Here is a 20,626-nt window from a genome sequence, read left to right as displayed (position 1 = left end):
CGTTGGAGCATATGGCGACTTCTCATCTAGAGGCCCCCCAAGTCGTTCAACCGGCGCTGCCCAGACTCGCCTGGCTGGACGCACTGCGCGGCATCGGCGCGCTCGCGGTCGTGGGTGAGCACCTGCTGACCTGGGCCATGCCCTGGTTACGGCCCATCTCCTTCAACCTCGGCATGTACGGCGTGCTGGTGTTCTTCCTGGTCAGCGGGTACGTCATCCCGATCTCGCTGGAGCGGCACGGTGACGTGCGGGCCTTCTGGATCGGCCGCCTGTTCCGCCTGTATCCGCTCTACCTCGCGGTCGTCGGCCTGGTCCTGGCCATGTCGTGGTGGATACCGGTGCGAGCCGAGGTGCCCCGGGATCCCTCCTCGGTGGCCGCGCACGCGACCATGCTGATGGACGTGGTCGGCTCCGGTGCCGTGGTGAACACCATGTGGACGCTGTCGTACGAGATGGTCTTCTACCTGCTGGTCGCCGCCCTGTTCGTGACCGGGGCGCGGGGCGGTCGCGGGCTGCTCGCGGTCGGGTTCGGGCTGGTCGCCGTCATCGCCGGCCTCGTGCTGTCCAGGACGCCGCTGACCGGCGGGTGGCTGGCCTGGGCGTCGTTCGCGGTGTTCGCCGTCGGGCTGGTATGTGTGATCTCCGGCCGCATGCGGACGGCCGCGGGCTGCGCGCTGGGGGTGATGGCGCTGGCTCTGCTGCTGCTGAGCAGCCGCGTGCCGTGGTTCGGCGCCGCGATGCTCGCGGTGATGTTCATCGGCACGGCGATCCATCGGTGGGAGCGTGGACAGGGCGGTCTGTGGCCGGTGGCGCTCGCCGCGTCGCTGGTGACGCTGTCCCCTTTCTGGGCGATCAACGCCGGGTGGTGGTGGGTGCGGCCTCAGGTGTGGGCGCTGACCGTCGTCCTGGCGGCCGTGACGTTCGCGGGTGGCATGGCCTGGCGAAGGCGGCGCGTTCCGTACGTCCTCACCTGGCTCGGAGTGATCAGCTACTCCCTTTATCTGATGCATCTGCCGATCCTCACCCTCGTCATCCAGGTGGTGGGCGAGATGCGCTGGTCGCCCTGGCCGATGCAGATCGGCATCGGCCTGTTCGTCATGAGCGTGGTCCTGCCGGGTAGCTGGCTGACCTACCGATTCCTGGAGCAGCCCATGCAGCGCCTCGGCCGCCGGCTGGCTCGCGCACGATGATCGGCGCTCCGGCAGGCGCTGTGAGTCAGTCCGGCGGTCGCACCCGAGGTTCGGGCGTCGATTGCTCTGCGTATGTAATTGAACGCCGTAAGTGATGTCCATGGACACGCTGGCGAGCCGCCGGATGCCCTCAGGAGCCGGACGCGTCATCCACGGGCAAGGGGCGTGCTTTGAGGCCGGCGAGCATCTCGTCGCGGAAGAACCTCAGATGCTGCCGCCAGATCTCGCCCGCCTGCTCGGCGTCGCCGTCCTCGATGTACTGGATCACCATCCGCGCCTCGTCCATGTGGCCCTTGCGGGTGTGGTCGGGGATCAGCGCCTGGGAGCGCAGCGCCACCCAGCGTGGCGATTCGGTGTAGCGCAGTGCTTCCTCCAAGGCCCGCTCCAGGATCGGGTTGCGAGCGGCGCGGGCGATGGCCCGGTGCACCGGCAGGTCGCTCTGGTAGTGGCCGGTCGTGCGGAACTCCTCTTCGAGGGCTCGGCCCATGGCCTTGAGCTGTTCGATGTCCTCGGGGTAGCGCTTGGCCGCGGCGAGCTCGGCGAGCTGGGGTTCCACGGCGAGCCGGGCTTCGAAGACCTGGGTCGGCAGCACCTCGATGCCCCAGTTCTCCACGTGCGACGCGGTGGCCACGACGACGTTGCCCCGCCCCTGATAGGACTGGATGATGCCGGCGAGTTCGAGGGCGGCGAGCGCCTCGCGGAGCGTGGGGCGGCTGACCCCCAGCCGCTGGGCGAGGTCGCGTTCCGAGGGCAGGCGCTCATACCGCTCGATCGGCTGGTCCCGGATGGCCGTGACGATCCGGTCCGCGACCTGCGCGGCCGCACTGCGTACCACGACCGGGGCGAACAGATCGTCAGGGGGTTCGGAGTTCATCTCACATCCATCGTGAAGGGAAGGTAGGCCCGGCAGGTCGGCTATACCGGGGTGACGGTGTGACCCGCCGCGGCGAGGGTCGCGAACGCGGCGTCCGCCCGTTCGGACCTGACCAGAACGTAGTCCGTGTCATAGGTCGAGACCACGAAGATCGGAATATTGGCTGCGGCGAGCGGCCCGGCGATCGACGCGAGGATGCCCGTCAGGGAGAAGTCCAGCGGACCCGCCACCACCAGGCAGGTTCAGCCGGGCTCGACCCTGGCCTCCGCCCGTGGGGCGAGAGCCTCGGGGCAGACGAGGGACAGCTCGTCGGCCGTCCTGGTGAGGCAGTAGAGCGAGCCCGTTCCCGCGACCGGGACGGTGTGCTCGGCCGCGGGGTCCATGCGGCACACCGCGTACGTCTCGGGAAGCACGCGCAAGGTCACGCGCGGCGGGGCCGGCGGGGTCTCAGTCATGGGCGGGATCCTGTTCGGCCATGGCGCGCACCACCGGCGTCATGGCGTCAAGTGCCTGGGCCACGTAGTCGCGGCCGAATCCGACGTTCATCCGGAGATAACCTTCGCACCCGAAATACACCCCCGGGCAGATCAGCGTGGAGGCGTCGATACGTAGCCGATGCCCGACCTCGACGGAGTCAAGCGCGGTGGCGAAGCGGACGAAGGCCAGGGGAGTGGCCACCGGCCGGTGCGCCGTGACCCGACCTCGGGCGGACCGGCCGCCCAGCCGAACGCGCAGGCCCGACAGGCCGTACGACTTGGACATGTTGTTGACGCCGATGACCCGGTCATAGCGGCCGACGAAGGTCCCCCAGACCGGAGCAGTTGCCAGGTGGCCTGACCAATTTCTTGGACGCAGACTTCCACTGGCCAGGCCACCTGTCAAGAGGCCGTCGAGATGATCTCCGGCTGAGCGGGTGGCGCATCGCGGGTCTGTCGTTCACGATGAAGGCCGGATCCACCATCAACAAGGAAGGTCAAATTTCATGCGTTTATCTGTTCTCCTGACGCTGGGCGCCGTGGTCACCGCCGGTCTGCTGGCGGTCCAGCCCGCGGCGACGGCCCAGGCGGCGGTGACGTTCTACGCCGACTCCGGCGACTCATGCTTCCGCGGGATCACCCAGGGGACGCTCGACTGGCTGACGGGGCCCGTGATCCGGCCGACCGTCAAGGTCGACGGGTACCTGTCCGACGACGCCAACCTCTCGCCCTGCACTCGGGACGGCATGTACTCCACTGCCGTCTTCAACGCCTACAACGGCACCACCCTCGTCGACTCGGAGACCTACAAGGCGGACGACGCCCAGGTCCCGCTCTCCTTCACGCTGTCGGATCCGGCGGGAGTCGCCGCCATCGATCGCGTGGTCGTCCAGGTGTGCCGGTTCAGCGGCTCGCCGATCGGGGTCAGCTACTGCGGCAAGGCCGCGGAATACAAGACGCCCTGAGTCTCCGGCCGGATGTCAAGAACGGATGCGCGGCTCCGACCCTTCCACGAAAGCGAAGGACGCTGAAGCCGAGGAGCCGGGCATGCGCAAGATCATCTACTGGGTGCACACCTCGATCGACGGGCACATCGACGGGCCGCAGGGCGAGTTCGACTGGCCGGAGATGGGTGACGAACTGTCGGCGTACTCCGAGGCGCTGATCGACAGGGTCGACACCTTCCTGTACGGGCGCGGCGTGTGGGAGGGGATGGCGAGCTTCTGGCCGGCCGCCGAGTCGCTCTCGGACCACCCGCACGTCCTGAAGTTCGCGCCCGTCTGGCGCAACACTCCGAAGATCGTCTTCTCGACCACGCTGAAGGAGGACGGCTGGGCCGCCAGGATCATCGGCGAGAACCTCGCCGCCGAGGTCTCCGAGCTCAAGCGGCAGCCCGGCAAGGACCTGCTGCTGACCGGCGGCTCCCGCCTGGCCGCCGCCCTCACCGACCACGGCCTGATCGACGAGTACCACGTCGCGGCGCACCCGGTCGTGCTGGGCGGCGGCAAGCCGCTGTTCGTGCCCCGCGAGGACCGGATCAAGCTGCGGCTCGTTGCGTCGCGCACCTGTGACTCCCGAGTGGTGGTGACGCGGTACGACCGCGCCCATGGCTAGCGGGGCGGTCGGGAACCCGGCGGCTATGGGGCGCGCCGGGCTGTGGCGGCAGCCCACGTACGCAGGTAGGACTCGGCGCCCGCGGCCATGTCCCGGACGATGTCCGGGCCGGCGATGACCCGCATGTCCTCGATCCAGTCGGGCACCAGGCCGTAGTTGGCGACGCCGTCCGTGTTGACGTCCCAGACCCGGTCGCCGGTGCGTAACCGGTCCAGGGCCACGCTCCCGTCGAAGGACGTGAAGGGGTACGTCACCGGGTTCGCGGAGTTGCCGGCACGGGGTCCGGGCAGCTCGCCCAGGCCGTTGACGTCCAGGCCGTAGCCGTACCCGGGGATCTGGTGCGCCTGCCGGAGCGGCTGGGTGCGGCGCCACTCCGCGACGAAGTCCTGCGCGTCGTGCCCGTACTGGGTGATCATCCCCCCAAGGGCGTAGATCCGGTCGAAGTAAGTCGGGTCTGCCCAGCTATGGGAGGAGATCACGCCCGGGTAGCCGGCCGCTTCGAGGAGGGTGAGCGTACGGCCGGCGGCCTTCGCGCTCATGTGGTCGATCTCCACCAGCATGCCCCGGCGGATCATTCCCTGGACCATGTACTCGCCCAGGGCGGTCAGCCCTTTGGTGTTGCAGTGCGGCGCGGGGGGATAGACCGGCAGCGAGACCCCCGGAGGCAGCAGCCCGACGAGCTGGTCGGGCAGAACCCCGCCGGGATCGATGGGATTGTCGTGCTCGGGCCCGGTGCAGGTACGCGCTTGCCAGAAGGAGCCGGTGCTGAGCAGGTTGCCCAGGTTGACGATGGCGCCCTGGGTGCCGGAGTCGAAGCGCACACCGCACAGGGCGTTGTCGTACTTGTGGCAGACGAACATGCTCCGTACGCCGAGCGCGTACATCTCGTCCAGTCCGCGGTCGATCTGCGCCCGGGTGCACTGCGGGATGCCGAGGATCTGGCGGCAGCCGAACGGCTCGGAGGTCTCGACACCCAGGACGACGGCGAGCTTGCCCGCCTCGACCGTCCGTCTGGCCTCGGCCGGGTCGCGCACGATCCTGAACCAGCCCTGTCCGGGCCCGCCGTACTGGGCGTCGATGTAGTCCTGCAGCTCAGTGGCCCGCTGCGCCTCCAGCCTGAGCGTGGCCATCTCGTCGCAGGAGTTCTTCCTCAGCGGGTAGATCGCGCACAGCTGGCGGTTGGCCACCAGGTCGTTGACCATGATCCGGAGCCCGCCGCGCCAGGCCCGCTCCACCCACGTGTAGTACGCCTGCTGGTGGGTCAGCGAGTCGTGCGCCGGCCAGTCGCGGAACGTGGGCCAGCCCACCGGGTCGTGAGTGCCGGTGGGGGAGCCGGTCCGGGTGAAGTTCTCGAACCAGGCCAGCTCGCCGTGGGGGTAATGATCAGGGCAGTCCTTCAGAGCCTGGGCGATGCCGCCGGGGTCGAACGGCTTGCCGCACAGCAGCATGCCGCCGAACGCCTCGTAGGAGAACAGGTGACTGTGCGCGTCGACGAACCCGCGTACATCGGATGCCGCAGACGATCTGCCCCCCGGAGAGATCAGGGAGGCGGTCAGCAGGAGGAGGACGACGGCGATGGATCGGCGGCGCATCATGGACACCTCACACGGCTGGGGGGCCTGCCGTCAGCATCCGTCGCCTACGCCCCGCGAACAAGGCCCAAACGTGAGTGCATCTCATCAATGTCGTCATTTCCGTCGCATGGAGCGCGACCTGCACATGCTGTGAGCTTTGAGGGGCAGGGGTGCATCCATCGGGCCGACACGGCCACCGGTAGGCAGAAACGGGATGAGGTGCGATGACCCTGCTCTACAAACCACTGTCACTGCTGGCCGGCGTGCTGGGCGGGATGATCGCCGGCATGCTGTTCAAACAGGCGTGGAAGATCATCGCGCGGGAGGACAAGGCCCCTGACGTCGACGACCCGGACTTCACCTGGCGGCAGGTGCTGCTGTCCGCCATGCTGCAGGGCGCCGTCTTCGGCCTGGTGAAGGCGGCCGTTCAACGCGCCGGCGCACGCGGCGTCCGCAAGGCGACCGGCCGCTGGCCGGGCGACGACCGGCGCCGCGGGAAGCCACCGCGAACCAGCTCGCTCAGACGCGCCCGGAGATCAGGGCGAACAACGTCTTGATGTTGGCCTCGGCCGAGCCGGCCTGGCCGATGAAGCTGTTGCGTGGATTGAAGGTGACCGTGCTGCCGTTCGCGCGCCGGATGCGGACGTAGGCGTTGCCGGTGTTGAGGCCGGACTTGAGCCACACGGAGTAGGAGCCGTGCAGGGCGACCTGGTCGATCGGGTCCGCCCATAACAATCCCTTGTCGGACAAGGAGAAATACCCGCTGCGGACCACGATCAGTCTGCGGTCGGTCGCGCCTATGACGCGTCGTCCCAATCCAGCGTTGACGTATGCGTTGAATGCCGTCCGTACGGACTCACCCGGCTCGATATGGGAGGCGATGATCGTTTCGGGGTCGATCGTCTGCATGGTCGGTGCCCCTTCGCGGTCGTAGTCGGTGATGAGTATCTCTGACTGTTCGCCCGGCTATCGCCGCTTTCGTTCAGCTCGGGACGTCGAGCCGGGCACGTACCTTGGCGAGGAGATCGCGCGGGAGCGGGGCGTAGCCGTACAGGGAGAGGTAGGACTGGCCGCCGTCGCCCGCGGTGTAGCGCAGGAAGGAGCGCACCAGCGGGTCGGAGGTCTTGGAGCAGGCGATCTCGTAGGTGATCAGGATGATGGGGTAGGCGCCCTCGCTTTCCGTCAGGTAGTCGAACTTCACCACGAGATCGTCATCCTTGCCGACGACCCGGGCGCCTTCCAGGGCTTCGGTGGCACTCTGGGGCGAGAGCGCGACGAACTGGCCGGAGGCGTTGCGCACCTTGGCGGTGCGCAGGCGGGCATTGCTGGCGAACCCGTACTCCACATACCCGATGGAACCGGTGGTGCGCTGGACGGCGTCGGCGATTCCGGAGGAGCCCGCAACACCTTGCCCGGAGCCGGTCCAGTCTCTGGACGGCTGGTACGGCCAGCGGCCCGCCGCCTTGAGATAGGTGGTGAAGTTGTGGGTCGTGCCCGACTCGTCGGAGCGGTGGAAGAGCCGGATGCCGGCGTGCGGCAGGCGCCTGCCACGGTTGTCGGCGGCGATCTCTGAGGCGTCCCAGGTGGTGATCCGCCCGCTGAAGATGCCGGTCAGGGTGATGGGCGAGAGCTTCAGATCTGGCGTGGACGGCAGGTTGTAGGCCAGTGCGATGGGGCCGACCACCATGGGCAGGTGCACCGCGCGGCTGCCGCAGCGCCTGTCGGCCAGCGTCTGTTCCCAGGGTTGCATCGCGACGTCCGATCCGGCGAACGCTGTGGTGCCCGCGATGAAGTCGCGGATGCCGGCTCCTGACCCGTTGGCCTGGTAGTCCACCCGCAGGTCGGGGTGGATCCGGTGGAACTCGGCACGCCAGGCGTCCATCGCGCCTTTCTGCGCGGTCGAGCCCGAGCCAGAGATGGACGCGGTGATCGGCGGGCTTTCGGGCACTTCGTCGCGGGCCAATATCGCGGTGCCGCCCAGGCCGGCGGCGGAAGCGGCCAAGGCGAGGGCGACGAGCACGACCAACCCTGCGATCCCTGTCAGCTTCTCCATCTCATCGAGGATATGAAGCGGACGTGACCGTAGCATTGACTATCCGTCAAACTTCCGCCGACAAACGGTCATTGAACCGCCAAGCTGGGCAATGTACCTGTTATCCGCCGATATGCGGTGCGCGTGCGGCGGCGGAGCCGTCCCGGATCACCTCGCCGGTGAGGTTGCCGTTGGCTCCCGAGCCCAGGAAGACGATGAGGTTGGCCACGTCGTCGGAGTGGGAGAGCCGGTGTGTGGGGGTGGCGGCGGCGAGGGCATCGGTGACGAACGCCGGAATGTCGGGGCGGCTGTCGGTAAGGGTGAAGCCCGGCGCCACGACGTTGACCAGGATTCCGTCCCGGCCGCCGTTCCAGGCCAGGCTGCGCGCGAGCCCGTACAGGCCTGACTTGGCGGTCCCGTAGGGGCCGGGCCCGGGCAGGCCCTCCTCCGCGACGCTCGAGGAGATCAGCACGACGCGGCCCCAGCCCCGGGCGCGCATACTCGGCAGGACGGCGCGGACCGAGGCCGCCGTCCCGATCAGGTTGGCGCTGATCATCGCGTCCCACTCCCGCAGTGGCACGTCCTCGAACCGCAGGCTGGGGTCGGGCGGGCCGTCGCCGCCCCAGCGCACGGCATTGGCGACGAGGACGTCGATCCCGCCCCAGCGCTCGACGATGCTCGCGACGGCGTGGTCGATGGTCGGCAGGTCCTCAAGGTCGAGCCGGACGACGTACGCCTGGCCGCCGGAGGCCTCGACATCCGCGGCCACCTTCTCCGCGCTGTCCGGGTGGTTCCGATACGTGATCGCCACCCGGGCGCCTTCGCGCCCGTAGGCGCGGGCGGTCGCGGCGCCGATCCCGGTCGACGCGCCGGTGATCAGAACCACGCGGCCGTTGAGATCTGTGTTCATGGTGTGTCCTCTTGTCTTCGCTGATCGGGTGGGGGTCGCGGTCAGGACGGTGTCTCGGCGCGCACCCGGGTCGCCAGGGTGTGCACCGCTTCGAGCGCCGCTGCGTGGGAGGCCTCATGCTGCTCGCGGAACTGCGCGAGGAAGGGCATGACCGTGGCATGCGTGAGCTCGGCGTGGACGAACTCCACGTCGTCCAGTCCGAGCACGGAGAAGTAGGCGCGCAGGTAGGGCTCCTGGAAGTCGAACTGCTCGCGGGGTGTTCCCGGCCCGTAGCCCCCGCCGCGCGCGCTGAGCACCACGGCCGACTTTCCCTTGAGCGGCAGCCAGGGCAGGGTCACGCGGTCGATCCATGCCTTCAGTGCGGCGGGCACCGAGAAGTTGTACATCGGTACACCCAGGAGCAGGACGTCGGCCGCGAGTAGCTGCTCCACCAGTGGGCGGGCTGAAGCAAGGCCTGGCCACCGCCGAGACGGCGGCCGTGCGCGAGCACGGCATGACGCTGTGGGGCTACACGGTGTTGATGGCGATCGTTGAAGTCCCCGCCCGCACCCAGCTCGTCCTCGCCCAGGCCGTATCGGTCGACAAGAGCAAGCTGGTCCTCATCCTCGACGAGCTGGAAAGCGCCGGCCTGGTGCGTCGTCGGCCGGACCCCGCCGATCGCAGAGCGCGCATCATCGAGGTCACCCCCGAAGGCAGCCGCGCCCTCAAATCCGCCCGCGGCGACATCGAGGCCATCGAGGACCGGCTCCTGGCCGACCTCGCCCCTTCGCTCCGGACCGCTCTGAAGGGCGCGTTGCAAGATCTCGTCGGTGAACCGATCGCGAGGGTCGAGGACGGCCGGCCACACGAAACCGCCTGCGCACCCGACCAAGCATGACCACGCCTCGGACTCAGCGGCTCACGGTGGTCTCTTGCTCCACCCGTGACAGCTTCTCGGGATTGCGCACGTGGTAGACGCCGGTGACGTAGCCGTTCTCGACCCGCACCGCCAGTACGCCGTCGATCTCCCCGTCGATCCGGACGAGCAGCCCCGGGCCGCCATTGATCTGTACCGGCTCGACCGATCTTTCGGCGTCGCGGTTCCACCAGCCGATGGCCAGCAAGCGAGCCACCTGGCCGATCCCCACGATGGGCCGCGGCAGGGCATGTCTGATTCCGCCGCCGTCGCTCAGGGCGACGACGTCCGGCGCGAGGATGTCGAGCAGATCCTGTAGATCGCCGGTTTCGACCGCGCGTTGGAAGGCCCTGAGCGCATCTCGGGTCTCAGCCGGGGAGGCGATGCCGCGTGGGCGGCGGGCGGCGACGTGCGCCCGTGCCCGGTGCGCGATCTGCCGGACCGCGGCCGGGCTCTTGCCAACGGCCTCGGCGATCTCGTCGTAGACCAGATCGAACACCTCACGCAGCACGAACACCGCCCGCTCGGTCGGCTGAAGCGTCTCCAGCACCAGCAGCATCGCCATCGAGACACTGTCGGCCAGCTCGACGTCCTCGGCCACATCGGGCGCGGTCAGCAGCGGCTCGGGCAGCCAGGGACCGACATAGGACTCCTTGCGCCGGCCCAGCGTACGCAGCCGTTTGAGCGCCTGCCGGGTGGTGATCCGGATCAGGTACGCGCGCTGGTCCAGCACCGTGCCGAAGTCGACGCCCGCCCACCGCATCCAGGTCTCCTGCAGGACGTCCTCGGCGTCGGCGGCCGAGCCGAGCATCTCGTAGGCGACGGTGAACAGCAGGCTGCGGTGGGCGACGAACGCCTCGGTGGCCGAGTCCATGATCTGTACGATCCCGGTCCCCACCGCTTTGTGACACCCACGAAGGGTGAGGCATGTCACATAGGTCTCGCTGTCACAAGGAGCGGGTCGCCGGGATCTGTTGCTCGTCAGGATGCCGCGCCAACGAGTTGACATTGAGAAGGGAAGGCCCGGATATGTCCACACCCACGACGGCCAAGCAGGAGGATCTGCGGTCGCGGATGCCCAACCCCCTCCGCTTCGTCCCCGACATGGCGGGAGTCGCCGAAGGACTGCACAAGGCCATCCGGAACGGCGCGATTCCGCAGACCACCATCAGCCTGCTGCAGCTGCGCGCCGGGCAGCTCCTCGGCAGCACGTACTTCACCATCCGGGAAACCGGAAACCTGCGCAAGGCCGGGGAATCGGAGGAGCGCATCACCGGCGTGGCCACCTGGCGGGACGCCACGTACTTCACCGATGCCGAACGGGTCGCGCTGGAGCTCGTGGAGGCTGTCCTCACCCCGAACCCATCCGGGGAGCGCGTCCCCGACGAGCTCTACGCCAAGGCGTCCGCGCACTACGACGACAAGGCGCTCTGGGCGCTCATCATGGCGATCGCCCATATCGGCTTCTTCACCCCCGCCGCGCTCATCGCCAAGCCGATCCCCGGCATGCCCCCAGGCCAGAACTACAGCGACTGACCCGCAGCGTCCACGAAAGGCCTGAACATGAGCATCAGTAAGTTCGCAGTGGCAGGAGCGACCGGGCGGCTGGGACGCCACGTCGTCGACGTCCTCGCCGAACGGGGGCACCAGGTCGTGCCGATGTCCCGAGCCGCCGGCGTGGATATCATCACCGGTGAAGGCCTCGCCGAGGCCCTCACCGGGGTCGATGTCATCATCGACGTCGCGTCGTGGCACGCCTCCGACGAGGAGGCGGCGACGGAGTTCTTCCGTACGGCGGCCCGCAACCTGCACGAGGCCGGCCAGAAGGCAGGAGCCGGCCAGATCGTCATCGCCTCCATCATCGGCATGGACAAGGCCACCGCCGGTTTCGGCGTCGCCAAGCAGGTGCACGAGGAGGTCAACCTGTCAGGCCCGCTGCCCGCTCGCATTCTGCGGGCCGCGCAGTTCCACGAATTCGTCGGCCAGCTCCTGGACTGGCAGCAGGGCGAGGTCGCCTACATCCCGGCCTGGCCCAGCCAGCTCGTGGCGTGCCGCACCGTGGCTGAGGAGCTGGTCGACCTGGCCACCGCCCCTGACGCGCCCGCCCAGCCCGCTCCCGGAACGCCGATCCCCGAGATAGCCGGGCCCCGCAAGGAGATCATGGCCGAGGCGGCCAGACTCCTCGGCGCCCGCCGGGGCATCCAGGTCGTCGGCGTCGACGGCTCCGGCATGCCCGATGCCGAGTACGCCGCCGGCGGCGGGCTCCTGCCCAGCCCGCACGCCAAGCTCGCTGGCCCCACCTTCCAGGAGTGGCTCGACACCCAACCTGGAGGCTCTCTTCCAGACGCCTGAGGTAGCGGCGTAACATCCGACTGGTGGTTGTCTTGACATCCTCCCCGGCCTGAAGGCCGGGGATTCCCCTACATCGCCGTAGGGTTCTTACTGCTTCCGTCTATGCCGCTCACGCGGCGTAGGTTTCGGGCGGTGCCGGGATCGGAGTTGCCTCACCCGGTCTTACCCGCTCTCCACAGTCGTTTTGGGTGTCCGCCAGCCCGGCGGCCACCTGCTTTCGGTGCTGCTCCCGTCGGAGGCGGTGGCCTTCGGCGAGGATGTTGAGTGCAGCGGCGATGTCCCGGTCGTGGTGTTCGCCGCAGGACTGGCAGTCCCACTTGCGGACGTCCAGGGCGAGTTTCCCGACCTTCCAGCCGCAGCAGGGGCAGGTCTGAGAGGAGGGGAACCACCGATCGATGCGGATAAGGGTCCGCCCGTATCGGTGGGCTTTGCCATCCAGCAGGGTCAGGAACGCACCCCAGGAGGCGTCGTTGACAGACTTGGCCAGCATCCCGCGCGCCAGGCCCCGCACGGCCAGATCCTCGATGTACACCGCTTGGTTCTCACGGATGATCGAGGTTGTGGCCTGGTGCAGGAAGTCCTTGCGCGCGTCGCCCACCTTCGCGTGCTGGCGGGCTACCTTGACCCGAGCCTTGTCCCGGTTCGCCGATCCCTTCTTCTTGCGCGACAGCTCCCGCTGGAGCTTGGCGAGCTTCTTCTCCCGCCGTCGCAACCACTTCGGGTTCGCGATCTTGTCCCCGTTCGACGGGATCGCGTAGCAGGTCAGCCCGAGGTCGATCCCGCTCTCGGGGTCCGCGTCGAGTCCGGGCAGGATCTGAGAATCGTCGGGCACTTCGACGACGAACGAGGCGAAGTACCGCCCGCCCGCGTCCTTGATGACCGTCACCGACGACGGGGCCACCGGGAGCGGGCGGGACCAGCGGACCTCAACCTCGCCGATCTTCGCGAGGTACAACATCCCGCTGTCACGCAGACGGAAGGCGTTGGCGTTGAACCGTGCCGTCTGCCGATGGTCGCGCGCGGTCTTGAACCGGGGCAGTCCCATCTTCGGGCCGCGCCGCTTGCCCGAGACCGAGTCGAAGAAGTTCTTGTACGCCGCGTCCAGGTCGCGCAGCGACTGCTGCAACGGGACCGGGGAGACCTCGCCGAGCCACTCCCGTTCCGGGGTCCTCTTCGCGGCGGTGACGCAGATCTTCTGGATGTCTGTGCCACCGATCCACGGCAGGCCCGCCTTGCGGGCCTGCTTGCGCAGCGCCAGGGCGTCGTTCCATACCACCCGCACGCACCCGAAGGTCCGGGCCAGCAGCTCCCGCGCCGGGGCGTCCGGGTACAGCCGGTAGTTGTAGCGCAACCTCACCGGAACCACCCCCCTCACCCCGAACACCTGACACCTGACTCGAACACACTATCGTCAGGTCTATGGCCATAGAAGATGAATACAGAAGAGGCCGACATGTAGTTTCCGCACTGCACGTCCATCTGGTCTTCGTTACGAAATACCGCAGGAACGTGTTCGACAACGCCATGCTGCGCCGCTGCGAGGACATCATGATCGAAGTCTGCGACAGCTTCGAGGCCGAGCTGCGGGAGTTCAACGGCGAACACGACCACGTCCACCTCCTGGTGAACTACCCGCCCAAGGTCGCGATCTCCAAGCTCGTCAACTCGTTGAAAGGCGTCTCCTCGCACTACCTGCGCAAGGAGTTCACCGGCCGTGTCAACCGCGCCCACATGGGTGGGGTGTTCTGGTCCCCGTCCTACTTCGCCGCCTCCTGCGGCGGCGCACCACTCACGATCATCAAGGCGTACATCGAACAACAACGCCGACCCACCTGACGCCCGGAGCGGACCCGACGGGTTCCGGGTCCGCGCTACGCGCTCCGGCCTGCCCCGCCTCCGGCGGGCCATCCCCTAAAGGGGACCGCATTCATCCCCGGCCTGAAGGCCGAGGCTTTCTGCGGACCTTTGGTAAAGGTCCGTCCTGCGACGCCAGATGACGCGGCCACGTTGGCGCAACTGAACGACTTCGTGCATGCCCCTCACGTCAATGAGCGGCCTGACATCTTCCGTGCGCCCTCATCGGCTGAAGATCTGGTGTCCCTGTACAGCGCCTTCCTGGCGCGCGAGAACGCTCTTGCGTTCATCGCGGACTCTCCGGAACGTCCTGTCGGCTATGTCACGGCGACCATTCACAAGCGCCCAGGGGACGCGCTTATGCGTCCCCGGAGCTTTGTCTTCGTGGAACACATCGCAGTAGCCCCCACCATGGCGCGTACTGGAGTAGGCACAGCCCTGGTCGAGTCAATCCGCGTGGCTGGCAAGGAGGCAGGCTGTACCAGCCTTCTGACCGACGTGTGGGACTTCAACAAGCGCGCGTTGGCCTTCTTCGAAGCCGCAGGTCTCGTGCACATGCGGCATTGGCTGGAGCAGCCGCTGTAGCGAGCCTTCAGTCGTGAAGATTTGATACGTCCATTCGCAGGAAGGTGGGCGGCTGGGGCTACACAGATGCCGGTTGCACGTCGGACAGGCGAACCAGCAGTTCACGAGCAAGAGCATGATGCATGTCGTACTCATCGAATCTGAGGACGGCGTTGCGTTCGAACGGCACCAGCGGCGGCAAGTAAGGAACAAACACATCTGCCCGCACCCCGAAGGGTGAGCAGTCGCCCACGGTGAAGACAGCCGCGTTGCGCCGCAGGTGCGAACACTGGGAGATCGCTTCCGGGATGCAGGTCGGGCATGTGGGGGGCGCATTGGTGTAGCCGTCGCCATCACCGCCACAACCAGAGGACAGCAGCCACCAAATCCGCCCCGTGGCCCAATCCACAGCAGAGCGGGCGCATACCTGGCACAGCGCGTTTCCATGCAGCGCCACTGCCGCAACGTGTTGACCGTCCTGAAGTCTGGCCGCCCCGCGCGGTTCTGGCTCTGCCGCAGAAGGAGGACGCCGTTGCGGATGGGACACGGCGTAGCTCAGTCGCAGCCCGCCACGGCGCGGTACCCACTTCAGCGGAGGGTTCTGAGCTTCTCCTGTCCACCCGATCACGTAGGGGTAGCGGAACCTTGTTTCTCTGGCCTTGGCAACAGCGCTCATGAGGCGCCCTCCCAGGAGCCGGTGATCAGCGTCGCTACCCATTCGGGACGGCTTCCTGAGATCACCTCGATCTTGTCCGGTCGCGGCTCGTTGTCCTCGCCCCACTGCGCCAGCTCGACCATGTAGCTACCGGAGCGGGGGCCGATGCTGATCGTGGCGACCCGCCAGCCCTCGTCCGCATAAATCTTGAGCTCTGGGGGATGCCAAAACGTCGCGGCGGACGGATCCGGGTTGATCTCGCACTCGACCACAAGTCGCTTGATCAGCTCAGCGTGAACCCCCGCGGCCGTCAGATGCTTCAGAACCCGATCTAGGGCCGCGTTCTGGGCTACTGCCTTCTCCTCCGATATCGGCTGTCCCAGCAGGTCATCGGCCGATGCCGTCGTGTGTGTGCAGGCCATGTCTCGACGTTAGGAGCAACGGCGAGAGGTCGCAAGGAAGTTGCTCGAAATTGCTCGAAGAGGTACGTCTCTGGCTGAAGGGTGGGAACCTCAAGCATCCCTGGCGCGAGCCTCCATGGACTTGGTGATGATCTGCCGTGCCTGATGTCCGTATTGAGCAGCCTTGGCGAACCAATCGAACAGGCGCACATACTGCGCTACTTCCTCGGGAAGCGTCAGTGTCAACTCTGCGGCCACCGTCTCAACATGAACCGCGCGCTCATCGAAGATCCAGAACCCGTGCTGGGGTGCGAAAGGTAGTTGGGCGTTCAATGGCACGATGCCGAGCCGGACTCGGGGCATGAGCGACAGGGCTATGAGTCGCTCCAACTGATCGAGCATGATGTCGGAGGGAGCCATGCCGAGACGGAGAGCGGCTTCCAAGATGACGAAGTGGAAGGACTTGTCTCGCGCGTAGAGGATCTCCTGACGGCGCATCCGAGTAGCCAGGCCGTCTTCGAGGTCGTTCGGGATGTCGTGGAAGGCGATCACCTGGGAGAGACGGAGACGTGCGTATTCACTGGTCTGGAGGAGGCCAGGAATCAGTACCGACTCGAACACTCGGAAGTGTTTGGTTTCGGCTTCCATCTCAGCCCAGGACTTCTGCCGGGTCGCTGTGCCGAGCCTGAGCTGCCGCCGCCATTCGCCGTAGAGAGTCTCCATGGCACGGAGCGAGGAGATGAGAGAGGCCGCCTTCTCGGGTCGACCGGTCGCTTCGCACCAGGCCCGAATGTCGTCCTCTGACGGGGTCTGCTTGCCACCTTCGATCTTAGAAATCTTGGACGCCTGCCAGTCGAAACGGGCGGCAAGCTGCCGCCCGGTCAGCCGTGCGTCCAGTCGTAGTTCTTTGAGCTCTTGCCCCATTGCAAGGCGGGCTCGGGCTATGTCACGCACCGAGGTTCACGAACTCCTCAGGGGGGACCGCGTTGCGCCATGCAACGTCACGCCACTTGCGGTGCCTCGCGATGATCTCCGGATCGGTGATGATCTCTGCGCCATGGAGAACATCTTCCTCGTCCAGGTGGAGAAGCGCGAGACGCTGGTCGTCGAACAACCACCAGTCGGAACAGGGGAGGCCGAGTCGTTCGGTCTCCGTACGGTCGAGGTAGTGGATCTGGTCGCCAGCCGGGATGCTGTGGCGGGCCACGGACATGCTGAACCGTGTGTATTCGGAGAACGGGCGTGACACCACCCGAACACGCCGGACGGTTCGACCCTGTCCAGCGTGGTGCCTCATGAGGTCCAGCCATCCGCTCATCCACGCCAGGTCGTCGGGTTCGCCGGCGAGGAAGCGGCGAAGCGGCTCCTCCTCATCCTTGGCCAGGTGGTACCGCTCGCGCGTTTCGAGGCGGAACGCAGACACCTCGAACGAGGTGAACAGTTCCTCGAACTTTTCACCAGATACCAGAGTCATCCGGTCACCTTAGGAACTCGAACAACTCCCTGGGAACCTCGACGAACGCTTCACCATCGAGGATGTCTCGCGCGTCGGCCAGGGTGGTGGGGTGCATGACTTGGAGACCTTGGACCACGATGGTTCCCCGATCTGTCTCGTACAGCGTCGGACATCCGCCCTGATTGGACGTGCTGCCGACGAACCGTAGCCGCATGGGTTGGCCGTCCGAGCTAGTTGCTAGGGATTTCTCGTCCATAACCTAGGATGTTCAGCGCTGTGCTGCCCGGCGTCAAGAGTTTGCCTCGCAGGCGCTCCCAGGGTCAGCACCGGTGCTGACAACCATGATCAACCCAGCACAACAAGAAGCCCCAGACTCCGGGCGTGTGCCGTGAGCTGGGGCTATGTCTCCGGTCGGACCGGATCTGCTGTGGAGCGTGGTGGACGATACTGGGATTGAACCAGTGACCTCTTCCGTGTCAGGGAAGCGCTCTCCCGCTGAGCTAATCGTCCTTGGAGGTGGAGACGGGATTTGAACCCGTGTAGACGGCTTTGCAGGCCGCTGCCTCGCCTCTCGGCCACTCCACCGAGCCGGAAGCTCCGAGCGGAAGACGGGATTCGAACCCGCGACCCTCACCTTGGCAAGGTGATGCTCTACCACTGAGCCACTTCCGCGTCGTCTCCGCTGGTGTGCGGCGACGAGAGAACTCTAGCGAATCCTGGCCGAGTCCCCAAACCGGAGTGCTCCCACCTGTTCGGCGTACCAGGTGATCCCGGCCACGTGTTCGGCGATCTCGCGCAGGGTCCAGTTGGGGGAGCGGGGCAGGTCCCAGGCGTCCGGGGCCGTGGCGTAGCGGTTCACGTACGCCTGGCCCAGGCGGGTCCAGCGGGAGCGGGCCTCGGCCAGGTCCAGTTCGGTGAAGCGGGCCCAGTCGGCGTCCAGCGTCACCATCCGGCCGTGCCAGTGGCTCTCCAGCGGGGTGGCGCCCGCCAGGAGCGCCTCGACTTCGGCGAGGTGGTCGATGAGGTGGTCCTGGACGCGGCGTACGGCTTTCGCCGGGGTCCACAGGTTCGCGCCGTCGGTGACGATGGGGGTGCCGTCCCAGGCGAGCCAGGTTTCGGCGAGGGTGAGACAGCGGTCGACCGCTTCGGCGACGAGCAGTGCGGGGTTGTCCGTCGCTTCGGAGATGGGGAGCGCGGCGTTGTCGGTCGCTTCGGCGTTGATGAGCGTGGGGTTGTCCGTCATGTGGTCGATCGTGGCCGAGTAATGGTTGGGCCGGTGTCTAAGTGTGGTCGCCTCTGTGGGGCCGAGACGGGCTGGTCTGAGCGCGGGAGTCCGGCGACGGGCGGTGGGGGTTCGCGGACGGCGATGGTGTGTCAGCCGATGGTGTGGCCGCCGTTGACGGTGATGCGTTCGCCGGTGACGAACGCCGCCGCGTCCGAGGCCAGGAAGGACACCGCGCCCGCCACGTCGTCCGGCGTGCCCATCCGGCCGAGCGGGACGTGCGCCCGGTAGGTCGCGAGCTCCTTCGCGCCGATGTCGGCGTGCCGTTCGACGGGGATGAAGCCGGGTGCGACGAGGTTCACCGTGACGCCGTACGGTCCCAGCTCGCGGGCCCATGCCCGGGTGAGCTCGAACTGGGCGGCTTTTGCGGCGATGTAGGCGGACATGCCGGGCAGGGCGCGGTCCATGATGTCCGAGCCGATCTGGATCACGCGGCCACCGCCCCGCGCCTTCATGCCCGGCAGTGCCGCCTGGAGGAGGAGCGTGGGGCTCTTGACGAAGAAGTGGAGCTGGTCCAGGTGTGTCTGCCAGGTGAGATCCTCGAACGCCACCTTCGGCTGCGGGCCGGTCGCGTTGAGCACCAGCACCTCCACGGGGCCCAGCCGGTCGGTGACCTGGGCGACCAGTTCGGCCGTCGCGGCCTCGTCGGTGACGTCGCCCGCGAACGCCTCGGCGGACCCACCGGCGGCGCGGATGTCGGCGGCCACCTGCTGGGCGTTCTCGCGGTCGGAGTAGTAGTTCACGGCCACGGTACGGCCGTCGGCGCCCAGCCTGCGGGCGATCACGGCGCCCAGGCCGCGAGACGCTCCGGTGATCAGCGCGACGCCATCTCCTGCTGCCAACGGGACCCCCATGGTTAGGCTCACCCGGGAGCCTAACCGGGCGAGTCTCACTCCGAGCGGGCCGTGCGGCAGGTAAGAGTCGGCTCTCCGCGCCCAACGGTGAGCGCGGCGGTGCGGCGCGGACGGGGAGCCGTGTCGAGGGCCCCGGTCTACGCCGACCGGCGGGCAAGTGGGCGGTGGTGCCGGCCCCAAGGAGCGCCTAGGCGGCGGTGCCGCCCCCGAAGGGCGGGTACGCGGTGGTGCCGCACCCCGAGGGAGACCGCACCTCGAGCAAGCACGTACAAGGCGGCGCCGCGCGCCGAGGCAGGCCGTACCGGCGTGGATGAGATTTGGTCGCACGGAGAGCATTCCGTGACATCAACGGGGGTAGCCGGAGAAAAACCAGAATCTACCGGGGGAGGGTTTCGAACATGAACACCCCGCACACCGGGACGGCACGATCGCCCGTGCAAGTCGCGGCGCTCATCGTGGGAGCGGTATTCCTGCTGGCCGGCGTGCTGGGATTCATTCCCGGCATCACCACCGCCTACGGCTCCATGGGGTTCAGCGGTCACCACTCCGGCGCGATGCTGCTGGGCATCTTCCAGGTCTCCATCCTGCACAACATCGTTCACCTGATCTTCGGCATCGCCGGCATCGTGTTGTCGCGCACCTGGTCGGGCGCCCGGTACTTCCTCATCGGCGGTGGCGTGATCTACCTGCTGCTGTGGCTCTACGGCTTGATCATCGACCGGGCGAGCGCGGCCAACTTCGTGCCGGTCAACACGGCCGACAACTGGCTGCACTTCGTTCTCGGGCTCGGCATGGTCGTGCTGGGGCTCGCGCTGGCCCGCGGCACCACGAAGAGCAAGATCGGGCACACGGGCGGCCCGGGCACTCTCTGAGGGGATGCTTCGACGGGCGGCGAAATGTTCGTGGGTTAGCGTCAGGTATGGCCGCCGAATACATCGCGCACGACTCCGACATCGCGCCCGTCGCGGCGCTCATAGCCGATCCCACCAGGGCGGCCATCCTCACCGCCCTGCTGGGCGGTCGCGCGCTGGCCGCGGGGGAGCTGGCCAGGCTCTCCGGTGTGAGCGCCGCCACCGCGAGCGCGCACCTGTCCCGCCTGCTCGACGGGCACCTCGTCGATGTCGTACGGCAGGGCCGCCACCGCTACTACCGCCTGGCCGGGCACGAGGTCGCCGAGGTGCTGGAGGTGCTGGCCAGGGTGAGCGCCCGGCCGCCCATCCGGTCCCTGCGCCAGTCGCGCCAGGCCAGAATGCTGGAGGACGCGCGGACCTGCTACGACCATCTGGCCGGACGGGCCGGGGTGGCGCTGCTCGACCAGCTCGTCCAGGGCGGATTCCTGGTGAACCAGGAGGTCACGGACAAGGGCGAGCGGCTGCTGGGCCGGCTCGGGGTGGACGTGGCGGGGGTGCGGAAGGCCAGGCGCCGATTCGCCGCCGAATGCCTCGACTGGACCGAGCGCCGGGCCCACCTCGGCGGGGCTCTCGGCGCGGCGGTGACCGGCGTGCTGTTCGAGCGCGGGTGGTACCGGCAGGGGACGGTTCCCCGGGCGGTGGTGCTGACCGAGGAAGGCAAGGAGGGGCTGGCCGCGCTGTTCTCCGGTAAGGAGCTAACATCGCATACGCCGGTTACCTAAGCGAGAGAGT

At 67.6% G+C, this 20,626-nt stretch carries 28 protein-coding genes and 3 tRNA genes; 11 read left to right on the top strand and 20 right to left on the bottom strand.

Features of this window, described 5'->3' with window-relative positions; genetic code table 11:
* Positions 1–11 precede the first annotated feature (11 nt).
* The gene (locus tag KLK06_RS28560) at positions 12–1,190 is read left to right on the top strand and encodes an acyltransferase (RefSeq protein WP_214638723.1); all 1,179 of its coding nucleotides are present in this window, start codon (positions 12–14) and stop codon (positions 1,188–1,190) included.
* Between the two features lie 130 nt (positions 1,191–1,320).
* On the opposite strand, the gene KLK06_RS28555 is transcribed toward KLK06_RS28560, so the two are convergent.
* The 4 genes from KLK06_RS28555 to KLK06_RS28540 are packed head-to-tail and all read right to left on the bottom strand — an operon-like array spanning position 1,321 to position 2,826.
* The gene (locus KLK06_RS28555) at positions 1,321–2,064 is read right to left on the bottom strand and encodes a FadR/GntR family transcriptional regulator (RefSeq protein WP_214638722.1); all 744 of its coding nucleotides are present in this window, start codon (positions 2,062–2,064) and stop codon (positions 1,321–1,323) included.
* Positions 2,065–2,105: 41 nt separating this feature from the next.
* Positions 2,106–2,294 (bottom strand): ACT domain-containing protein, encoded by a 189-nt coding sequence (locus KLK06_RS28550; RefSeq protein WP_214638721.1) that lies wholly within the window; start codon positions 2,292–2,294, stop codon positions 2,106–2,108.
* Between the two features lie 12 nt (positions 2,295–2,306).
* A complete protein-coding gene (locus KLK06_RS28545; RefSeq protein ID WP_214638720.1) occupies positions 2,307–2,519 on the bottom strand; it encodes a hypothetical protein in 213 nt (70 codons plus the stop codon).
* Complete coding sequence (locus tag KLK06_RS28540) at positions 2,512–2,826, bottom strand: hypothetical protein (RefSeq protein WP_214638719.1); 315 nt, start codon at positions 2,824–2,826, stop codon at positions 2,512–2,514. Before KLK06_RS28540 ends, KLK06_RS28545 begins: the two co-directional genes overlap by 8 nt.
* 220 nt (positions 2,827–3,046) lie before the next feature.
* Between KLK06_RS28540 and KLK06_RS28535 the strand changes: the two genes are divergently transcribed.
* Both KLK06_RS28535 and KLK06_RS28530 read left to right on the top strand, forming a co-directional pair.
* Positions 3,047–3,505 (top strand): hypothetical protein, encoded by a 459-nt coding sequence (locus KLK06_RS28535; protein ID WP_214638718.1) that lies wholly within the window; start codon positions 3,047–3,049, stop codon positions 3,503–3,505.
* A gap of 82 nt (positions 3,506–3,587) precedes the next feature.
* The gene (locus KLK06_RS28530) at positions 3,588–4,154 is read left to right on the top strand and encodes a dihydrofolate reductase family protein (protein ID WP_214638717.1); all 567 of its coding nucleotides are present in this window, start codon (positions 3,588–3,590) and stop codon (positions 4,152–4,154) included.
* 23 nt (positions 4,155–4,177) lie between these two features.
* On the opposite strand, the gene KLK06_RS28525 is transcribed toward KLK06_RS28530, so the two are convergent.
* On the bottom strand, positions 4,178–5,749 hold the full coding sequence (locus KLK06_RS28525) for a membrane dipeptidase (RefSeq protein ID WP_250906159.1): 1,572 nt from the start codon (positions 5,747–5,749) through the stop codon (positions 4,178–4,180).
* Between the two features lie 203 nt (positions 5,750–5,952).
* Here KLK06_RS28525 and KLK06_RS28520 point away from each other — a divergent pair, with 203 nt between their 5' ends.
* Complete coding sequence (locus KLK06_RS28520) at positions 5,953–6,285, top strand: DUF4235 domain-containing protein (RefSeq protein ID WP_214638716.1); 333 nt, start codon at positions 5,953–5,955, stop codon at positions 6,283–6,285.
* Here KLK06_RS28520 and KLK06_RS28515 read toward each other — a convergent pair.
* The 4 genes from KLK06_RS28515 to KLK06_RS28500 all read right to left on the bottom strand — a co-directional run bounded on the left by KLK06_RS28515 (position 6,248) and on the right by KLK06_RS28500 (position 9,101).
* Positions 6,248–6,637 carry a hypothetical protein gene (locus KLK06_RS28515; protein WP_214638715.1) on the bottom strand — a complete coding sequence of 130 codons (390 nt, stop codon included), beginning with the start codon at positions 6,635–6,637 and terminating at the stop codon, positions 6,248–6,250. The genes KLK06_RS28520 and KLK06_RS28515 overlap by 38 nt on opposite strands.
* A gap of 73 nt (positions 6,638–6,710) precedes the next feature.
* Positions 6,711–7,781: a phosphate ABC transporter substrate-binding protein PstS gene (pstS, locus tag KLK06_RS28510; protein ID WP_214638714.1), complete on the bottom strand. Its 1,071-nt coding sequence runs from the start codon at positions 7,779–7,781 to the stop codon at positions 6,711–6,713.
* Between the two features lie 100 nt (positions 7,782–7,881).
* A complete protein-coding gene (locus KLK06_RS28505) occupies positions 7,882–8,670 on the bottom strand; it encodes an SDR family NAD(P)-dependent oxidoreductase (protein ID WP_214638713.1) in 789 nt (262 codons plus the stop codon).
* A 41-nt stretch (positions 8,671–8,711) separates the two neighbouring features.
* The gene (locus KLK06_RS28500; RefSeq protein WP_308168487.1) at positions 8,712–9,101 is read right to left on the bottom strand and encodes an NAD(P)H-dependent oxidoreductase; all 390 of its coding nucleotides are present in this window, start codon (positions 9,099–9,101) and stop codon (positions 8,712–8,714) included.
* Positions 9,102–9,103: 2 nt separating this feature from the next.
* Here KLK06_RS28500 and KLK06_RS28495 point away from each other — a divergent pair, with 2 nt between their 5' ends.
* Positions 9,104–9,547 (top strand): MarR family winged helix-turn-helix transcriptional regulator, encoded by a 444-nt coding sequence (locus KLK06_RS28495; protein WP_308168486.1) that lies wholly within the window; start codon positions 9,104–9,106, stop codon positions 9,545–9,547.
* Positions 9,548–9,560: 13 nt separating this feature from the next.
* On the opposite strand, the gene KLK06_RS28490 is transcribed toward KLK06_RS28495, so the two are convergent.
* On the bottom strand, positions 9,561–10,439 hold the full coding sequence (locus tag KLK06_RS28490; protein WP_214638711.1) for an RNA polymerase sigma-70 factor: 879 nt from the start codon (positions 10,437–10,439) through the stop codon (positions 9,561–9,563).
* 155 nt (positions 10,440–10,594) lie between these two features.
* Between KLK06_RS28490 and KLK06_RS28485 the strand changes: the two genes are divergently transcribed.
* Together KLK06_RS28485 and KLK06_RS28480 are read left to right on the top strand one after the other, a co-directional pair.
* Positions 10,595–11,101 carry a carboxymuconolactone decarboxylase family protein gene (locus KLK06_RS28485; protein WP_214638710.1) on the top strand — a complete coding sequence of 169 codons (507 nt, stop codon included), beginning with the start codon at positions 10,595–10,597 and terminating at the stop codon, positions 11,099–11,101.
* A 27-nt stretch (positions 11,102–11,128) separates the two neighbouring features.
* Positions 11,129–11,917 (top strand): SDR family oxidoreductase, encoded by a 789-nt coding sequence (locus KLK06_RS28480; RefSeq protein WP_214638709.1) that lies wholly within the window; start codon positions 11,129–11,131, stop codon positions 11,915–11,917.
* A 109-nt stretch (positions 11,918–12,026) separates the two neighbouring features.
* Here the strand turns inward: KLK06_RS28480 and KLK06_RS28475 are convergent, their stop codons facing one another.
* Positions 12,027–13,274, bottom strand: a complete 1,248-nt coding sequence (locus tag KLK06_RS28475; RefSeq protein WP_214638708.1) for an RNA-guided endonuclease TnpB family protein — start codon at positions 13,272–13,274, stop codon at positions 12,027–12,029.
* 62 nt (positions 13,275–13,336) lie between these two features.
* Between KLK06_RS28475 and tnpA the strand changes: the two genes are divergently transcribed.
* A complete protein-coding gene (gene tnpA, locus KLK06_RS28470) occupies positions 13,337–13,753 on the top strand; it encodes an IS200/IS605 family transposase (protein WP_214638707.1) in 417 nt (138 codons plus the stop codon).
* A 171-nt stretch (positions 13,754–13,924) separates the two neighbouring features.
* Positions 13,925–14,356, top strand: coding sequence for a GNAT family N-acetyltransferase (locus KLK06_RS28465; protein ID WP_214638706.1), 432 nt, complete (start codon positions 13,925–13,927; stop codon positions 14,354–14,356).
* A 58-nt stretch (positions 14,357–14,414) separates the two neighbouring features.
* Here KLK06_RS28465 and KLK06_RS28460 read toward each other — a convergent pair whose 3' ends face one another.
* The 9 genes from KLK06_RS28460 to KLK06_RS28415 all read right to left on the bottom strand — a co-directional run bounded on the left by KLK06_RS28460 (position 14,415) and on the right by KLK06_RS28415 (position 18,971).
* Positions 14,415–14,792 carry a hypothetical protein gene (locus tag KLK06_RS28460; protein WP_214638705.1) on the bottom strand — a complete coding sequence of 126 codons (378 nt, stop codon included), beginning with the start codon at positions 14,790–14,792 and terminating at the stop codon, positions 14,415–14,417.
* A 215-nt stretch (positions 14,793–15,007) separates the two neighbouring features.
* Positions 15,008–15,412, bottom strand: a complete 405-nt coding sequence (locus tag KLK06_RS28455; RefSeq protein WP_214638704.1) for a hypothetical protein — start codon at positions 15,410–15,412, stop codon at positions 15,008–15,010.
* Positions 15,413–15,502: 90 nt separating this feature from the next.
* Complete coding sequence (locus tag KLK06_RS28450) at positions 15,503–16,345, bottom strand: helix-turn-helix transcriptional regulator (RefSeq protein WP_214638703.1); 843 nt, start codon at positions 16,343–16,345, stop codon at positions 15,503–15,505.
* A complete protein-coding gene (locus KLK06_RS28445) occupies positions 16,338–16,865 on the bottom strand; it encodes a DUF6879 family protein (RefSeq protein ID WP_214638702.1) in 528 nt (175 codons plus the stop codon). The genes KLK06_RS28450 and KLK06_RS28445 overlap by 8 nt, the downstream gene beginning before the upstream one ends.
* 417 nt (positions 16,866–17,282) lie before the next feature.
* Positions 17,283–17,357 (bottom strand) — tRNA-Val (locus KLK06_RS28435).
* A 1-nt stretch (position 17,358) separates the two neighbouring features.
* Positions 17,359–17,432: transfer RNA gene (locus KLK06_RS28430), tRNA-Cys, on the bottom strand.
* Between the two features lie 15 nt (positions 17,433–17,447).
* A tRNA-Gly gene (locus KLK06_RS28425) sits at positions 17,448–17,519 on the bottom strand.
* 34 nt (positions 17,520–17,553) lie between these two features.
* Positions 17,554–18,090, bottom strand: coding sequence for a hypothetical protein (locus KLK06_RS28420; protein ID WP_214638701.1), 537 nt, complete (start codon positions 18,088–18,090; stop codon positions 17,554–17,556).
* Between the two features lie 131 nt (positions 18,091–18,221).
* Entirely contained in the window at positions 18,222–18,971 is a 750-nt protein-coding gene (locus KLK06_RS28415) for an SDR family oxidoreductase (RefSeq protein ID WP_250906158.1), read from the bottom strand.
* Between the two features lie 410 nt (positions 18,972–19,381).
* On the opposite strand from KLK06_RS28415, the gene KLK06_RS28410 reads away from it, so the two are divergent.
* Positions 19,382–19,855, top strand: a complete 474-nt coding sequence (locus KLK06_RS28410) for a DUF4383 domain-containing protein (RefSeq protein WP_214638699.1) — start codon at positions 19,382–19,384, stop codon at positions 19,853–19,855.
* 47 nt (positions 19,856–19,902) lie between these two features.
* Positions 19,903–20,616, top strand: coding sequence for a helix-turn-helix transcriptional regulator (locus KLK06_RS28405; RefSeq protein WP_214638698.1), 714 nt, complete (start codon positions 19,903–19,905; stop codon positions 20,614–20,616).
* Positions 20,617–20,626: the final 10 nt, after the last annotated feature.

The sequence above is a fragment of the Nonomuraea sp. NEAU-A123 genome (assembly GCF_018603905.1).
Taxonomy (GTDB): Bacteria; Actinomycetota; Actinomycetes; order Streptosporangiales; family Streptosporangiaceae; genus Nonomuraea.
This window is presented reverse-complemented; position numbering and strand designations above follow the sequence as displayed.

Excerpts from the sequence above, each read along its gene's own strand:
- KLK06_RS28545 (WP_214638720.1), bottom strand. The coding sequence starts at position 2,519 with ATGACTGAGACCCCGCCGGCCCCGCCGCGCGTGACCTTGCGCGTGCTT.
- KLK06_RS28560 (WP_214638723.1), top strand. The coding sequence starts at position 12 with ATGGCGACTTCTCATCTAGAGGCCCCCCAAGTCGTTCAACCGGCGCTG.
- KLK06_RS28515 (WP_214638715.1), bottom strand. The coding sequence starts at position 6,637 with ATGCAGACGATCGACCCCGAAACGATCATCGCCTCCCATATCGAGCCG.
- KLK06_RS28520 (WP_214638716.1), top strand. The coding sequence starts at position 5,953 with ATGACCCTGCTCTACAAACCACTGTCACTGCTGGCCGGCGTGCTGGGC.
- KLK06_RS28405 (WP_214638698.1), top strand. The coding sequence starts at position 19,903 with ATGGCCGCCGAATACATCGCGCACGACTCCGACATCGCGCCCGTCGCG.
- KLK06_RS28530 (WP_214638717.1), top strand. The coding sequence starts at position 3,588 with ATGCGCAAGATCATCTACTGGGTGCACACCTCGATCGACGGGCACATC.
- KLK06_RS28410 (WP_214638699.1), top strand. The coding sequence starts at position 19,382 with ATGAACACCCCGCACACCGGGACGGCACGATCGCCCGTGCAAGTCGCG.
- KLK06_RS28555 (WP_214638722.1), bottom strand. The coding sequence starts at position 2,064 with ATGAACTCCGAACCCCCTGACGATCTGTTCGCCCCGGTCGTGGTACGC.
- KLK06_RS28540 (WP_214638719.1), bottom strand. The coding sequence starts at position 2,826 with ATGTCCAAGTCGTACGGCCTGTCGGGCCTGCGCGTTCGGCTGGGCGGC.
- tnpA (WP_214638707.1), top strand. The coding sequence starts at position 13,337 with ATGGCCATAGAAGATGAATACAGAAGAGGCCGACATGTAGTTTCCGCA.
- KLK06_RS28525 (WP_250906159.1), bottom strand. The coding sequence starts at position 5,749 with ATGATGCGCCGCCGATCCATCGCCGTCGTCCTCCTCCTGCTGACCGCC.
- KLK06_RS28485 (WP_214638710.1), top strand. The coding sequence starts at position 10,595 with ATGTCCACACCCACGACGGCCAAGCAGGAGGATCTGCGGTCGCGGATG.
- KLK06_RS28420 (WP_214638701.1), bottom strand. The coding sequence starts at position 18,090 with ATGACGGACAACCCCACGCTCATCAACGCCGAAGCGACCGACAACGCC.
- KLK06_RS28490 (WP_214638711.1), bottom strand. The coding sequence starts at position 10,439 with ATGGACTCGGCCACCGAGGCGTTCGTCGCCCACCGCAGCCTGCTGTTC.
- KLK06_RS28535 (WP_214638718.1), top strand. The coding sequence starts at position 3,047 with ATGCGTTTATCTGTTCTCCTGACGCTGGGCGCCGTGGTCACCGCCGGT.
- pstS (WP_214638714.1), bottom strand. The coding sequence starts at position 7,781 with ATGGAGAAGCTGACAGGGATCGCAGGGTTGGTCGTGCTCGTCGCCCTC.
- KLK06_RS28480 (WP_214638709.1), top strand. The coding sequence starts at position 11,129 with ATGAGCATCAGTAAGTTCGCAGTGGCAGGAGCGACCGGGCGGCTGGGA.
- KLK06_RS28445 (WP_214638702.1), bottom strand. The coding sequence starts at position 16,865 with ATGACTCTGGTATCTGGTGAAAAGTTCGAGGAACTGTTCACCTCGTTC.
- KLK06_RS28455 (WP_214638704.1), bottom strand. The coding sequence starts at position 15,412 with ATGGCCTGCACACACACGACGGCATCGGCCGATGACCTGCTGGGACAG.
- KLK06_RS28505 (WP_214638713.1), bottom strand. The coding sequence starts at position 8,670 with ATGAACACAGATCTCAACGGCCGCGTGGTTCTGATCACCGGCGCGTCG.